7 protein-coding genes are annotated in these 15,048 nt (G+C 69.9%); 1 reads left to right on the top strand and 6 read right to left on the bottom strand.

Features of this window, described 5'->3' with window-relative positions:
• Positions 1 to 4: 4 nt before the first annotated feature.
• The 4 genes from AB4Y68_RS08210 to AB4Y68_RS08195 all read right to left on the bottom strand — a co-directional run bounded on the left by AB4Y68_RS08210 (position 5) and on the right by AB4Y68_RS08195 (position 8,882).
• On the bottom strand, positions 5 to 187 hold the full coding sequence (locus AB4Y68_RS08210) for a DUF3606 domain-containing protein (protein WP_441455033.1): 183 nt from the start codon (positions 185 to 187) through the stop codon (positions 5 to 7).
• 50 nt (positions 188 to 237) lie between these two features.
• On the bottom strand, positions 238 to 2,802 hold the full coding sequence (gene ligD / locus AB4Y68_RS08205) for a DNA ligase D (protein WP_441455032.1): 2,565 nt from the start codon (positions 2,800 to 2,802) through the stop codon (positions 238 to 240).
• A 108-nt stretch (positions 2,803 to 2,910) separates the two neighbouring features.
• Positions 2,911 to 7,452: a glutamate synthase large subunit gene (gene gltB / locus AB4Y68_RS08200; RefSeq protein WP_441455031.1), complete on the bottom strand. Its 4,542-nt coding sequence runs from the start codon at positions 7,450 to 7,452 to the stop codon at positions 2,911 to 2,913.
• Complete coding sequence (locus AB4Y68_RS08195) at positions 7,449 to 8,882, bottom strand: NAD(P)-dependent oxidoreductase (protein ID WP_441455030.1); 1,434 nt, start codon at positions 8,880 to 8,882, stop codon at positions 7,449 to 7,451. Before AB4Y68_RS08195 ends, gltB begins: the two co-directional genes overlap by 4 nt.
• Before the next feature lie 260 nt (positions 8,883 to 9,142).
• Between AB4Y68_RS08195 and AB4Y68_RS08190 the strand changes: the two genes are divergently transcribed.
• On the top strand, positions 9,143 to 11,953 hold the full coding sequence (locus AB4Y68_RS08190; protein ID WP_441455029.1) for a M16 family metallopeptidase: 2,811 nt from the start codon (positions 9,143 to 9,145) through the stop codon (positions 11,951 to 11,953).
• 294 nt (positions 11,954 to 12,247) lie between these two features.
• Here AB4Y68_RS08190 and AB4Y68_RS08185 read toward each other — a convergent pair whose 3' ends face one another.
• Positions 12,248 to 13,510: a glutamate-5-semialdehyde dehydrogenase gene (locus tag AB4Y68_RS08185; RefSeq protein ID WP_441455028.1), complete on the bottom strand. Its 1,263-nt coding sequence runs from the start codon at positions 13,508 to 13,510 to the stop codon at positions 12,248 to 12,250.
• The gene (gene proB / locus AB4Y68_RS08180; RefSeq protein WP_441455289.1) at positions 13,507 to 14,646 is read right to left on the bottom strand and encodes a glutamate 5-kinase; all 1,140 of its coding nucleotides are present in this window, start codon (positions 14,644 to 14,646) and stop codon (positions 13,507 to 13,509) included. The genes AB4Y68_RS08185 and proB overlap by 4 nt, the downstream gene beginning before the upstream one ends.
• Between the last annotated feature and the right edge of the window lie 402 nt (positions 14,647 to 15,048).

Genomic DNA, 15,048 nt, shown 5'->3' with positions numbered 1-15,048 from the left:
GAGATCAGCGCTTCTTGCCCAGTTCGGCGGCGATATCCTTGGTCATGCGGCCGACCTTGCGGTGGGCGGCCGTGATCTGGTCGCGGGTCACGCCCCAGCGCTTCATCCAGTATTCGACGGCCTGACGCTCGGACAGGTCGATCCGATCCTTGTCGATGAAGCCGCGCTTGTCCTTGAGGCCCGCCATGATCTTTGTCTCCGTTTCCAGCCAGCCATAGGCCGATCCGCCGTTCGACGTTAGAGGCCCAGTTGCTTCATGGCCGGCTTCAGCGCCGCGGCGGCCTTGCGGAAATCCGCCCACGGGTCGGGCTGTTTCAACAGGTCCGCGGCGGTCGCCAGGGTGAAGGCCCTAGGGTCGAGCCCCGGCTCCACCTGATCCCACGACAGGGGGAAGGCGATCCCCGCCCCCGGTCGCGCTCGGGGCGACCAGGGGGCGACGGCAGTGGCCATGCGATCGTTACGCAGATAGTCGAGGAAGATCTTTCCGCCGCGCGCCTTCTTGGCCAGGGTGGTGGTGAAGCGGTCGGGATGGTCGGCCTTCATCGCTTCGGACACGCCCTTGGCGAAGGCCTTGGCCTGACCCCAGTCGACCCGGCTGCGGGCGTCGGCCTTGATCGGGACGACGACGTGCAGGCCCTTGCCGCCGGTGGTCTTGACGAAGGGCGTCAGGCCCAGGGCCTCCAGCCGGGGCTTCAGCAGGGTGGCGGCGGCGACCACGTCGTCGAAGTCGAGCCCCTCGTCCGGATCGAGGTCGAAGGTGATCTGGTCGGGCGTCTCCGGATCGCCCGGCTTGCAGCCCCAGGGGTGCAGCTCCAGTCCGCCGGACTGGCCGATGGCCACCAGACCGCCGACGTCGGTCACGCCGACGTAGGGCTGGCGCTCCTTCACGTCGATCAGCTTCAGGCGCGGATTGTGGCCCGGCATGGCGTGACGCTGGAAGAAGCGCTCGCCTTCGATCCCGTTCGGCGCGCGGATGATCGACACCGGCCGGTCCGCGACGTGGGGCAGGATGCGGTCGGCGGCCATCTCATAGTAATGCGCCAGTTCGCCCTTGGTGATCGGCGGCGCGCCGTCATGGGCGGGCCACAGCACCTTGTCGGGGTTCGAAATGGTCACCCCCGCCACGATCAGCCTGGCCTTGGCGCCCGGCGCCACGGGCGCGCCCCGGGCCGCCGGCGCCGAGGCGGGCGGCTGGGGCTCGGCCGTGACCTCGTCGGCCGGCTTGTCCTCGCGCAGGCCCTTGTAGGCCGCCTGCCGCACCGAGCCGCTTTCGGTCATCCCGGCGTGTTCGATCTCGGCCACCAGGGTCGGGGTCAGCCAGTGGATGTCCTTGCCGCCCGCGGGCGCGTCCTTGCCCGCGAAGGGGCTCGTGGTCGCCGCCGCCGCCTTCAGCGCCGGCAGCAGGGTCTTGGTCAGCACGGCGGAGAAGCCCGTGCCGACCCGGCCCATGTAGCGCAGCCCGCCCTCGGCCTGAACCCCGACCAGCAGAGAGCGCAGCCGGGCGCCGCCTTCGGACGACCAGCCGCCGATCACCACCTCGTCCCGACCCCGGCATTTCGACTTCAGCCAGGTCGCGCTGCGGCCCGCGCGGTAGGGCGCGTCGAGCTTCTTGGAGATGACCCCTTCCAGATCCATCTTGCAGGCGCTCAGCAGCACCGCCTCGCCGGACGAGGCGAAATGCTCGACATATCTCAGGCTCGGCCCGGCCTTGCCGACCCGGTCGACATAGGCCTGAAGCCGCGCCTTGCGGTGCGACAGGGCCTTGCCCCTCAAGTCCTCGTCGCCCTCGAACAGAAGATCGAAGGCGAAATAGACCAAGTCGTCGGTCTTTCCCTCCGAGATCGCGGCCTGCAGCGCCGAGAAATGGGGCATGTGGTCGGCGTCCAGCGCGCACAGCTCTCCGTCGAGGACGCCGTCTGGCCAGGTCGCCGCCTGTTTCGCCAGCGCGGGAAAGCGGTCGGTCCAGTCCAGGCCGTTGCGGGTGCGCAGCACCGCCTGACCGCCGCCGACCGAGATCTGGATGCGATAGCCGTCGAACTTGATCTCATGCACCCAACCCGGACCCGGCGGCGGGTGATCGACCACCTTGGCGAACTGGATCGGAACGAAGGCGCGCGGCTTTCCGGCCTTCGACGCCAGGGCCTTGCTCGCCTTTGGCGGGGGCAGGGGCGGGGCCTTGCGGCCGGTGGCCTTGGACGAGGTCCATTGCGTCTTCCCTTCGGCGATCTCGGCCAGGCTGCGGCCGGTGGTGATCGAGGCGTCGATCTCGGCCAGGGCGTCGCCTTCGCCTTCGACGGCATAGGCGTCCTTCTCCTTGAGCAGCAGCCAGTTGGGCCGTTTGGAGGGTTTGCCGCGATCCGATTTGAGCCGGATCAGGGCCCAGCCGCCCTTCAGACGTTCGCCGTCGAGGGTCAGTTTGACGACGCCCTTGGCGAAGGCGGCGTCCAGGTCCTCATCCTGGGGCGTCCACTCGCCGACGTCCCACATCTGCACCGTGCCGGCGCCGTAGTTGCCGGCAGGGATGGTCCCTTCGAAGCCGCCGTAGTCGAGGGGATGGTCCTCGACCTCGACCGCCAGCCGTTTGACATGGGGATCGCGCGAGGGGGCCTTGGTCACGGCCCAGGACTTGAGCACCCCGTCGTGCTCGATGCGAAAGTCATAGTGCAGGCGCGACGCGGCGTGGCGCTGGATCAGATAGCGAAGGCCCGTCGCGCGCGCCTTGGCCTTGCGGCCTTTGGGCTCCGGCGTGGCGCCGAAATTCCGCTTGGCCTGATAGGTGTCGAGTTCGCCGCGTGCCGCCATCCAGCCTGAACGCGGCTGGGCGACGAAGGCTTCACCCCCGCGCCGCCGTTCCCGCTCTAGGGGCCGTGGCGGTCCGGGAGAGAAGGCGCGGCGGGAGGGAAGGCGACGTCAGGCCGGTTGGGCCAGCCTGACGTCGGTGTCGGCGGTCTCGGCGGCCAGAACGGTTTTCGGCGCGATGCGGACGAACCGGGGCGCGAACGTCGGCCAGTCGCTGAGGATGCGGCGGGCCAGAGGCGAGGCGGTGGCGGCGGCGTGGGCTCCGATCAGGGCCTTCAGGCGGGCTTCGGCTTCGGCGTCGATGCGACCGATGCCGGCCAGGTCGCCGTTCAGCGCCTGGGCGGCGCGGCCCTCGACGTCCAGCACGAACAACTCGCCGCCGCTCATGCCCGCCGCCAGGTTCCAGCCGACCGCGCCCAGGACGACGACGCGACCGCCGGTCATGTATTCGCAGCCGTGCGCGCCCAGGCCCTCGACCACGGCCTCGGCGCCGGAGTTGCGGACCGCGAAGCGCTCGCCCGCCGCGCCCGCCACGAACAGTCGGCCCGAGGTGGCGCCATAGAGGGTGGTGTTGCCGCAGACCTGCTGGTCGGCGCGCCACTCATAGGGACGGACATGGATGTCGGCCCCCGACAGGCCCTTGCCGACATAGTCGTTGACCTCGCCGGTGACGTCGAGGATCAGCCCCTTGGCCCCGAAGGCGCCGAAGCTCTGACCGGCGATGCCTTCCAGCTTCAGCGTCAGGCGGCCTTGCGGACCCTGTGGGCCGAAGCGGCGGACGATGGCCGACGACACGCCGGCGCCGGCGGTGCGCTGGGTGTTGTTCAGCGGATAGGACAGTTCCAGCGTCTGGCCGCGTTCGAGGAAGGCGGCGGCGTCCTTCAGCACCAGGGCGTCGATGCTGTCGGGCACCGGGCGGCGAACCTTGTCGGCCCAGCGGCCGGGGCGGTCGACGTCGACCTTCATCAGCAGAGGGTTGAGGTCCAGGTCGTCCAGATGCGAACCGCCGCGCCGCGTCTGACGCAGCAGGTCGGTGCGGCCCACGATTTCATCAATGGTGCGGGCGCCGATGGAGGCCAGGATCTCGCGCACCTCCTCGGCGATGAAGGTGAAGAGGTTGACCACCTTCTCTGGCGTGCCGGTGAACTTGGCGCGCAGGCGCTCGTCCTGCGAACAGACGCCGACCGGGCAGGTGTTGGAGTGGCACTGACGCACCATCAGACAGCCCATGGCGATCAGGCCCGAGGTGCCGATGCCGTATTCCTCGGCCCCCAACAGCGCGGCCATGACCACGTCGCGGCCGGTGCGGATGCCGCCGTCGGCGCGCAAGGACACCGAGGAGCGCAGGTGGTTCAGGCTGAGGACCTGATGCGCCTCGGCCAGACCGATTTCCCACGGCATGCCGGCGTGCTTGACCGAGGTCTGGGGCGAGGCGCCCGTGCCGCCGTTGTGGCCGGCGATCAGGATGGCGTCGGCCTTGGCCTTGGCCACGCCCGAGGCAATGGCGCCGATGCCGGTGGCGGAGACCAGCTTGACCGTGACCTTGGCGTCGGGATTGATCGCCTTCAGGTCGTAGATCAGCTGGGCCAGGTCCTCGATCGAATAGATGTCGTGGTGCGGCGGCGGGCTGATCAGGGTGGTGCCGGGAACGGCGTGGCGCATCCGGCCGATGAACTCTGTGACCTTGAAGCCGGGCAGCTGGCCGCCTTCGCCGGGCTTGGCGCCTTGCGCCACCTTGATCTCGATCTCGCGGCACTCGTTCAGGTATTCGGCGGTGACGCCGAAGCGGCCCGAGGCCACCTGCTTGACCGCCGAGTTGGCGTTGTCGCCGTTCGGACGCGGGACATAGCGCGCCGGGTCCTCGCCGCCCTCGCCGGAGACGGCGCGCGCGCCCATCCGGTTCATGGCGATGTTCAGGGTCTCATGGGCCTCAGGCGACAGGGCGCCCAAAGACATGGCCTGGGACAGGAAGCGGCGGCGGATGTCCGAGACGCTCTCGACCTCGTGCAACTGGACCGGGGTCAGGCCTTCGCGGAAGTCCAGCAGGTCGCGCAGGGCCAGGTCCGGCTGTTCACGGACGGCGGCGGAATATTGCTTGAAGCGCTTGAAGTCGCCGCGGTTCACCGCATCCTGCAACAGGTGGATGGTCTTGGCGTCGTGGGCGTGGGCCTCGCCGCCCGCGCGGATGCGGAAGAAGCCGCCCATCGACGGCGACGGGACCGCCGCGCCGAAGGCCAAGGTGTGACGCTTGAGCGCCGCCTGCTCCAGACCGGCCAGGCCGATGCCCGAGATGCGCGACGGGGCGCCGGGGAAGAACTCGGCGGCCAGGGCGCGGGACAGGCCCAGGACCTCGAACTCGCAGCCGCCGCGATAGGCGGAGATGACGCTGATGCCCTTGCGCGCCAGCACCTTGAGCAGGCCCGCCTCGATGCCGTGCTTGTAGTTGAGGCAGGCGTCGTGAAGCGTCAGGCCCGGATAGGCGCCGCGATCCAGCCGCTCCTGGAACAGCTCCTGCGCCAGCCACGGATTGACGGCAGTGGCCCCGACCCCGACCAGAACGGCGAAGGCGTGCGGGTCCAGGGTCTCGGCGGACCGCACGACCAGCGAGCAATAGGTGCGCAGGCCCGCCGCGATCAGGCGGCCGTGGGTCCCGGCGGTGGCCAGGATCATCGGCGCGGCCAGACGCTCGGCCGAGGCGTGCTCGTCGGTCAGGACGATCAGGGTGGCGCCTTCGCGGGCGGCGGCCTCGGCCTCGTCGCGGATGCGGTCCAGGGCCTGCCGCAGGCCGGCGCCGGGGCGGTCGCCTGCAGCCGGGACCGGATAGGTGCAGTCGATCACCGTGGTCGAGCCGTCGGCGACCACGCCCAGCAGACGCTGATACATGCCGGTGGTCAGGACCGGGCTGTCCAGCACGAAGACCTCGGTCTGGGCCTCATCCTGGGCGAGGATGTTGCCCAGGTTCTTGAAGCGGGTCTTCAGGCTCATGGCCCCGGCTTCGCGCAGGGGGTCGATGGGGGGGTTGGTGACCTGCGAGAAATTCTGGCGGAAGTAATGCGCCAGGGGGCGGGGCAGGCTGGACAGGACGGCGGGCGGGGCGTCGTCGCCCATTGACCCCACGGCCTCCTTGCCGTCGCGGACCAGGGCGTCCAGCAGCAGGTCCAGATCCTCGCGGCTGAAACCGGCGGCGATCTGGCGGCGGATCAGGGCCTCGCCGACAGCGGCGCGCGGCTCGGGTCCGGGGCCGATGATCGGCTCCAGGTCGACCATGTTGTCCAGCCACTTCTGATAGGGCTGGGCGGCGGCCAACGCGTCGACGGCCTCATGCTCGTCGTAGAGACGGCCGTGCTTCAGATCGACGGCGATCAGCTTGCCGGGGCCGATGTGCAGGCGGCGCTTGACCCGGCCCTCGGGCAGGGGGACCAGACCGGCCTCCGAACCGGCCAGCAGCAGGCCGTCCACGGTCTCGACGGCGCGCAAGGGACGCAGGCCGTTGCGGTCCTTGCCGGCCACGACCCAGCGGCCATCGACGGCGCACAGGGCGGCGGGGCCGTCCCACGGCTCCATCACGGCGTTGCAATAGGCGTAGAGGGCGCGGTGTTCGGGCTTCATCACCACGTCGTCCGAGGACCAGGCCTCGGGGACCAGCAGGGCCTTGGCCAAGGGCGCGGGGCGACCGGCGCGGACCAGAACCTCGAAGACATTGTCCAGCGCCGCCGAGTCCGAACCGCCCGGCTGGACCACCGGCTTGACCTCATGGTCGCGGTCGCCAAACGCCGAGGCCGCCATACGGATTTCGTGGGCGCGCATCCAGTTCAGGTTGCCCTTCAGCGTGTTGATCTCGCCGTTGTGGGCCAGCATGCGGAAGGGCTGGGCCAACTTCCATTCGGGGAAGGTGTTGGTCGAGTAACGCTGGTGGAAGACGGCGTAGCCGGCGACGACCGTCGGGTCGTTCAGGTCGTGATACAGCTCGCCCAGCAACTCGGCGCGGACCATGCCCTTGTAGACGATGGAGCGGGCCGACAGGGAGCAGAGGTAGAAGCCGTTCAGGCCGCACGCCTGCACCGCCTTTTCGATGCGGCGGCGGCACAGGAAGAGCTCGCGCTCCAGTTCCTCGATCTCCATGCCCCCATTCTGGAGGGACTCTGGCGCGGCCAGCATGATCTGTTCGATTTCGGGCCGGGTGGCGTCGGCGCGCACGCCGACGACGGACAGGTCCATCGGCGTCTGGCGCCAGCCGTAGATGTAGAAGCCCGAGCGGATGGCCTCGGCCTCGACGATGGCGCGGGCGTGGTCCTGGGCGCCCAGGTCTGTGCGCGGCAGGAAGACCTGACCCACGGCGATGGGGCCGGGACGCAGGGTCTGGCCGACCGCGCGCACCTGGGCCGCGAAGAAGGCCTGGGGCAGTTCGATCATGATGCCCGCGCCGTCGCCGGACAGGCCGTCGGCGTCGACCGCGCCGCGGTGGGCCACGGCCTTCAGCGACTGGATGGCCATGTCGACGATCTCGCGGCGGGGCTTGCCGTCGATGGCGCAGACCAGACCGACGCCGCAGGCGTCGCGCTCGGAGCCCGGATCATAGGCGTGGCCGGCGGTCAGGCGGTCGCGGTTGGCTTCGTACTGGGCCAGCCAGTTGGATTGCGAGGCGTCGGTCATGCGGCGGCTTCCTGGGTGCGGGCGCGCAGGTAACGGTCGATTTCGGCGGCGGCGTCCTGGCCGTCGCGCACGGCCCAGACGACGAGGGAGGCGCCGCGCACGGCGTCCCCGGCGGCGAACACGCCGGGCAGGCTGGCGGCGAACCCGCCGCGTGCCACCTGCAGGGTGTTCCATTTGGTCAGGGCCAGACCGGCGTCGATCTGTTCGGCGAAGGCTTCGGGCTCAAAGCCCAGGGCCTCGATCACCAGGTCGGCGGGCAGGTCGAAATCGGAGCCGGGAACGGGGGCGATGTCGCGGCGCTGGCCGGGGGCGGCCTCGGTCAAGGCCATGCGCTGGGCGCGGACGGCGACGACAGCCTCGCCCCTGGACATCAGGGCCTTGGGTGCGCCCAGCCACTCGAAGCGGACGCCTTCCTCTTCGGCGTTGGCGACCTCGCGAGCCGAGCCGGGCATGTTGTCGCGGTCGCGGCGATAGAGGCAGAGGACACTGTTCGCGCCTTGGCGGACGGCGGTGCGGACGCAGTCCATGGCCGTGTCGCCGCCGCCGACGACGACGACATCGCGACCGGCCGCGTGGGGCGCAGACGTATCGACGGCGTCGCCGCAGTCGACGCGGTTCTGGGCGATCAGGAAGTCGAGCGCGGCGACGGTGTCGTCGGGACCGCGACCGGGAACGCTGAGGGTGCGGGCCTGATAGACGCCCATGGCCAGAAGCACCGCGTCGTGGCGGCCGCGCAGCTGGTCCAGGGTTACGTCGACGCCGACCGAGCAGTTGAGCACGAACTCGACCCCGCCCTCGACCAGGCGGTCGATGCGGCGCTGGACGATGCGCTTCTCCAGCTTGAAGCCGGGGATGCCGTAGGTCAGCAGGCCGCCCGCGCGGTCGTGACGGTCATAGACAGTGACGGCGTAGCCTTCGCTGCGCAGGCGGTCGGCGGCGGCCATGCCGGCGGGACCGGCGCCGACGATGGCGACGCTCTGGCCGCGCTCGGCCAGGGGGCGGATGGGCTCGACCCAACCGTTGTCGAAGGCGGTGTCGCCGAGCCAGGCCTCGACCGAGCCGATGGTGACGCCGTCCCAGCCCGATTGCTGCAGGGTGCAGGCGCCTTCGCACAGCCGGTCCTGCGGACAGATGCGGCCGCAGATTTCGGGCATGGTCGAGGTGGATGCTGCGACGCGCCAGGCCTCGCGCAGGTCGCCGTCGGCCGACAGGGCCAGCCAGTCGGGGATGGAGTTCTGAAGCGGGCAGGCGTTCTGGCAGAAGGGCACGCCGCAGTCGGTGCAGCGCGCCGCCTGGGCTGCGCCGCCGTCGGCGGTCGGTTTGAGCGTGATCTCCGTGAAGGCGCCTACGCGCAGTTCAGCCGGCTGTTTTTCAAGCCGCCGCTGTTCAATCAGGAAACCGCCAGGGTTGGATCGTCCGCCTTTTTGCATCTGCTCATTAAGCGAAACATGGGGTTGATGTGCAAATATTTTTCTTAGCTAGGCTGTAAAATGCTGATCATCAGCATGAAGTTACGCAGAATTGTGTTCAATGCGCATCTTGTGACCGTTTGTATGTGTGCGCCGCAGCATTATTTCTCGCGCCGGCGGGCGCGCAGGACCGGATCGGCGTATTAAATTTTGGAAAGGTTTGTTTCCCGCGACATAGCAACGTTACGGTCGGTCATCGCGCTATCGCATCGGGGGACTTCATGACCATCACCGCACGCCGCCTGGCCCTTATGGGCGGGGCCGCCGTCAGCCTTCTGGCCGCCGCCGCCCACGCCGCTCCGGCGCCCGCCGCCGCGCCCGCCGCCCAGAACCGGGCCGCCGCCGCGGCAGCCCTTCCGGCCCTGCCGGACGTCGACATTCCCTTCACCAAGATGGTGCTGCCGAACGGCCTGACCCTGATCGTCCACGAGGACCACAAGGCGCCGATCGTGGCGGTCAACATCTGGTACCACGTCGGCTCCAAGAACGAGCCTGTCAGCCGTTCGGGCTTCGCCCACCTGTTCGAACACCTGATGTTCAACGGGTCGGAGAACTACAACAACGACTTCTTCAAGGGCACGGAGCTGCTGGGCGCGACCGACCAGAACGGCACCACCAACACCGACCGCACCAATTATTTCCAGAACGTGCCGACCTCGGCGCTGGACTCGATCCTGTGGCTGGAAAGCGACCGGATGGGCCATCTGCTGGGCGCCATCGATCAGGCGCGCCTGGATGAGCAGCGCGGCGTCGTCCAGAACGAGAAGCGCCAGGGCGAGAACCAGCCCTATGGCCGCGTCTGGGACGCCATCACCAAGGCCACCTATCCGGTCGACCATCCCTACGGCCACACGGTCATCGGTTCGATGGACGACCTGAACGCGGCTGACCTGGAGACGGTCAAGGCCTGGTTCCGCGACTATTACGGCGCGGCCAACGCCACCATCGTTCTGGCCGGAGACATCACGCCCGAGGAAGCCAAGGCCAAGGTCGAGCGCTATTTCGGCGACATCCCCTCGGGTCCGCCCGTCACTCACGCCAATCAGATGATCGCCAAGATGACCGGCGCTCAGAGCGAGACCATGTTCGACCGCGTCGGCCAACCGCGCCTCTACAAGGTGTGGAACACGCCGCAGACCGGCGCCGCTGACGCCGACTATCTGGGGATGCTGGGGCAGGTGCTGTCGAGCGGCCGCAACTCGCGCCTCTACAGGCGTTTGGTGTTCGACGACCAGGTCGCCACCTCGGTCGGCGCCTTCAACTCGGAAGCCGAGATCGGCAGCCAGTTCCTGGTCACGGTCACCGCCAAGCCGGGCCAGGACCTGAACCGCATCGAAGCCATCGTCGACGAGGAAATGGCCAGGCTGCTGCGCGACGGACCGACGGCGGATGAACTGGAGCGCGCCCGCACCAACGTCGGCGCGGCCTTCATCCGCGGCTCGGAACGGATCGGCGGCTTTGGCGGCAAGTCCGACATCCTGGCCAAGAGCCAGGTCTATCGGGGCGATCCGGGCGCCTGGAAGGCCGGCTATGACCGCATCCTGGCGGCGCGCCCCGCCGACCTGACCGCCGCCGGCCGCCGCTGGCTGACCGACGGCAGCTACGCCCTGTCGGTCCTGCCCTTCCCCGACTATTCGGTCGCGGCGACGGATGTCGATCGCTCCAAAGGCGTGCCGACCCCGGGCGCCGTGCCGGCGGCGGACTTCCCCGATATCGAACACGCCACCCTGTCAAACGGGTTGAAGGTCGTTCTGGCGTCGCGCGGCGGCGTGCCGACCGTCAGCATGAACCTGATCGTCAACGCCGGCTCGGCCGCCGACGGCGCCGACAAGGCGGGCATCGCCCAACTGGCTCCGGCGGTGATGACCAACGGCACCACCCATTTGGACGCCCTGCAGATCAGCGACCGGATTCAACTGCTGGGCGCCACGCTAAACGCGGGTTCGGCGACGGACTACAGCTCGGTGTCGCTGACGGCCCTGACGCCGCGTCTGGCGCCGTCGCTGGACCTGTTCGCCGACGTGATCGAGAACCCGGCCTTCCGTCCGGCCGATTTCGCCCGCGCCCAGGCGCAGCAGGTGTCGAGCATTCAGCAGTCGAACCGGAGCCCCGGCGCCATCGCCAACCGCGTGCTGGCGGCGAACGTCTATGGGCCGCAAAGCCCCTATGGCCGACCGACCTCGGGCACGGAGCAATCGGTCGGCGCCCTGACGCCGCAGGACGCCAAGGCCTTCCACGCCGCCTGGTTCCGGCCGGACAACGCCACCCTGGTGGTCGTCGGCGATATCAGCATGGCCGAGCTGAAGCCTCAGCTCGAACGGGCCCTGGGCGGCTGGCATGCGCCCTCGACGCCGCTGCCGGTCAAGGCTCAGGCGGTGACGGCGACCGCGCCCTCGACGCCTCGGGTGCTGATCGTGGACCGCGCCGGCCCGCAGTCGATCATCATGGCGGGCCGCCTGGCGCCGGCCTTCGACGCGGCGACCCAGCCGTCCCAGGTCGCGTTCAACACCGCGCTCGGCGGGGCCTTCACCAGCCGGATCAACATGAACCTGCGTGAGGACAAGCATTGGTCCTACGGGGCCTCGGCCGGCGTGCGCACCGCCAACGGGCCGCGCATGTTCGCGGCCACCGCGGCGGTTCAGGCCGACAAGACCGCCGAGAGCGCGGCCGAGCTGCGGCGGGAACTGAGCGAAGTGGTCGGTTCGCATCCGGTGACGGACGGTGAGCTGACCGCGGTCAAGGCCAACCTGATCCAGGGCATGGCCGGGGACTGGGAGACCAACGCCTCGGTGATGGGCGACCTGACCCAGATGGTCGTGTTCGGCCTGCCGGAGAACTACTACGACGGCTATGCCGCCGGGGTGAAGGCGACGACGACCACGTCCGCCGCCGTCGCTGCGCGCGCCATCGTCGGCGACGGCCCGACGACCTGGGTCGTGGTCGGCGACCGCGCCGCCATCGAGCCCAAGATCCGCGCCCTGAACCTGGGCGAGGTGCAGGTGGTCGATACCGAGGGTCGGCCCGTCAACTGACGGAAGGGTCCTGAAGACCGGAAGAGGGCGGCGCTGCGGCGTCGCCCTTTTTGTTGGGCCTACCGCCCTTTGGGCGGCTTGAGGCGCATTGTTCCAGGCCTACCGCCCTCTGGGCTGCTTGAGGCGCATTGTTCCCGGCCTACCGCCCTCTGGGCTGCTTGAGGCCCGCGCATGGTCGGCGTCATCCCGGAAACGGCGGAGCCGTTATCGGGGACCGCCCAAGATGCTGGCGGTGAGTCTGTGGCGGTCCCGGCTCGGCGCGGCTGAGCCGCTGGGCCGGGGTGACGGCGCGGGCTAGGGCCGGGTCTGGCCCTGGCCGCGCACCACGTACTTGTAGGTGGTCAGCTGTTCGGCGCCGACGGGGCCGCGCGCGTGCAGTTTCGAGGTCGAGATGCCGATCTCGCCGCCGAAGCCGAACTCGCCGCCGTCGGCGAACTGGGTCGAGGCGTTGATCAGGACGATGGCGCTGTCGATCCCGTTGGCGAAGCGTTCGGCGGCATCGGCGTCGGTGGTGATGATGGCCTCGGTATGACCCGAGCCGTAGCGGCGAATGTGCTCGACCGCGCCCTGCACCCCGTCCACGACCCGCACCGACAGGATGGGGGCCAGGTATTCGATGGTCCAGTCAGCCTCGGTCGCTGCGGCGGCCTCGGGGACCAGGGCGCGGGTCGCTTCGTCGCCGCGCAGTTCGCAGCCGGCGGCGATCAGGTCGGCGGCGACGGCGGGCAGCAGGCGCTCGGCGGCCGCGCGATCGACCAGCAGGGTCTCGGTGGCGCCGCAGACCGAGACGCGGCGCATCTTGGCGTTGACGGCGACGCGGCGGGCGACGTCGAGGTCGGCGGCGGCGTCGAGATAGGTGTGGCAGAGGCCTTCGAGGTGGCCGAGCACGGGGGCTTTCGCTTCCGCCTGAACGCGGGCGACCAGGCTCTTGCCGCCGCGCGGGATGATCAGGTCGATGGCCCCCTCAAGCCCAGACAGGATGGCGCCCACCGCCTCGCGGTCAGGCACGGGCACCAGCTGGATCGCGTCGGCGGGCAGGCCGGCCTCGGTCACGGCGCGGGCGACCACGGCGGCGATGGCGCGCGAGGACTCCAGGCAGTCCGAACCGCAGCGCAGGATGGCGGCGTTGCCCGAGCGCAGGCAGAGGGCGGCGGCGTCGGCGGTGACGTTGGGGCGGCTCTCGTAGATGACGCCCAGCACGCCAATGGGGGTGCGGACGCGGGTGATGTCCAGACCGTTGGCGGGGGTCCAGCGGGCCATCTCGGAGCCGACCGGATCGGGCTGGGCGGCGATGGTCTCGACGGCTGTGGCCATGCTCTCGACGCGGGCGGGGGACAGGGCCAGCCGGTCGATCAGGGCCTCGGACAAGCCCGAGGCGCGGGCGTTTTCGATGTCGCGGGCGTTGGCGGTCAGGATCTCGGCCTCGGCGGCGCGCAAGCCGGCGGCGAGGCGGGTCAGGGCCTCGGTGCGGGCGTCCGGCGTTGTGGCGCGAAGGGCGTCGGCGGCGGCGCGGGCGCGGCGGCCCATGTCGAGCATGAGGGCGGCTACGTCGGTCATCGGGTTTCCAGCACCAGGTCGTCGCGGTGGATCACGACGGAGGGGCCGCGATAGCCCAGCAGGGTTTCGATCTCGTCGGAATGGCGGCCCCGGATCAGGGCGATCTCGTCGGCGGGATAGGAAGCCAGACCGACGCCGACGACGGCGCCGCTGGTGTCGAGCAGGCGCAAGCTGTCGCCCTTTTCGAAGACGCCGCTGACCGAGGCGATGCCCGAGGGCAGCAGGCTCTTGCCCGACTTCAGGGCGCGCACGGCGCCGTCGTCCAGCGTCAGGGCGCCGCCGGGGGCCATGCTGCCGGCGATCCACTGCTTCCACGCGGCCAGCGGCGTGGCCGGGGCGGTGATCAGGGTGGCGCGGGCGCCCTCGGTGACGGCCTTCAGCGGATGCAGGGTCAGGCCCGAGGCGATGACGGTGGCGCAGCCGGCCGAGCGGGCGATCTGGGCGGCGGCCAGCTTGGTCGCCATGCCGCCGGCGCCCACCCCGGCCGTCATGTTCGGCCCTGTCGCCATGCTCAGGATGTCGGCACTGAGCGTCTCCACCAGGGGCAGGTGGCGGGCGTCGGGATCGCGGCGCGGATCGGCGGTGTAGAGGCCGTCCACGTCGGACAGCAGGATCAGCAGGTCGGCGCGCGCCAGTTGCGCGGCGCGGGCGGCCAGCCGGTCGTTGTCGCCGTAGCGGATTTCCTCGGTGGCGACGGTGTCGTTCTCATTGACCACGGGGACGACGCCGTGGGCCAGCAGGGCTTCGACCGTGGCGCGGGCGTTGAGCCAGCGGCGGCGGCGTTCGGTGTCGTCGCGGGTCAAGAGGACCTGGGCGGTGATCAGGCCGTGCGGGGCGAGGGCCTCTTCCCAGGCGTGCATCAGCAGGGTCTGGCCGACGGCGGCGGCGGCCTGCTTGTCCTGCAGCCGACCGGGCGTGGTGTTCAGCCGTCCGCGCCCCAGGGCCACGGCGCCGGAGGAGACGACGATAACCTCGCGGCCTTGCTGGCGAAGGGCGGCGATGTCCTGAGCCAGGGAGGCCAGCCAGTCGCGAGCGACGGCGCGAGTCGCGTGGTCGATGAGCAGGGAGGAGCCGATCTTGACCACCACGCGCCGCGCGTGCGCCAGCGCTGTCGCAGGCGAGGGGGCGGCGGCGATCTCGGCGGCGGCGGGGGAGGGCGCGGCGGGAGTGGTCACGCCCCTGTCCTAGAGCATTCTTCACGCGGGGGTCACGCCATGAGCGCACAAATTTTCTGCAAACGACCTCCAATAGTTCCAATAGAGGGTTGGATGACCTTGCCGCGGGACAAGCGGACGTCGAGCGCACGGGGCGCCCGATCCTCGGGTAAAGCCCTCCCCCTCGATGGGGGAGGGTTGGGTGGGGGTGGAGGCAGACTGTTCCAAATAAAGGCCGGAGAGACGCCGTGCCTCATGCGTTCAACCTTCGAGGTAGCGCCCTCACCCCCATCCCCGGCCCTTCCCCCATCGAGGGGGAAGGGAGACATCGGCATTGGCGATCAATGGACTGTGCCAACACTCAACGTGAATGCGGCCAAAAGA

It is taken from the genome of Brevundimonas sp. 2YAF1, from assembly GCF_052114745.1.
In the GTDB taxonomy this organism is placed as follows: Bacteria; Pseudomonadota; Alphaproteobacteria; order Caulobacterales; family Caulobacteraceae; genus Brevundimonas.
Note: the sequence above shows the minus strand (reverse complement) of the source record. Positions and strands in the feature narration are given on the sequence as shown.

What these genes read in the sequence shown, in the direction of transcription:
- AB4Y68_RS08210 (WP_441455033.1), bottom strand. Translation starts at nt 187, where the DNA reads ATGGCGGGCCTCAAGGACAAGCGCGGCTTCATCGACAAGGATCGGATC.
- ligD (WP_441455032.1), bottom strand. Translation starts at nt 2,802, where the DNA reads ATGGCGGCACGCGGCGAACTCGACACCTATCAGGCCAAGCGGAATTTC.
- gltB (WP_441455031.1), bottom strand. Translation starts at nt 7,452, where the DNA reads ATGACCGACGCCTCGCAATCCAACTGGCTGGCCCAGTACGAAGCCAAC.
- AB4Y68_RS08195 (WP_441455030.1), bottom strand. Translation starts at nt 8,882, where the DNA reads ATGCAAAAAGGCGGACGATCCAACCCTGGCGGTTTCCTGATTGAACAG.
- AB4Y68_RS08190 (WP_441455029.1), top strand. Translation starts at nt 9,143, where the DNA reads ATGACCATCACCGCACGCCGCCTGGCCCTTATGGGCGGGGCCGCCGTC.
- AB4Y68_RS08185 (WP_441455028.1), bottom strand. Translation starts at nt 13,510, where the DNA reads ATGACCGACGTAGCCGCCCTCATGCTCGACATGGGCCGCCGCGCCCGC.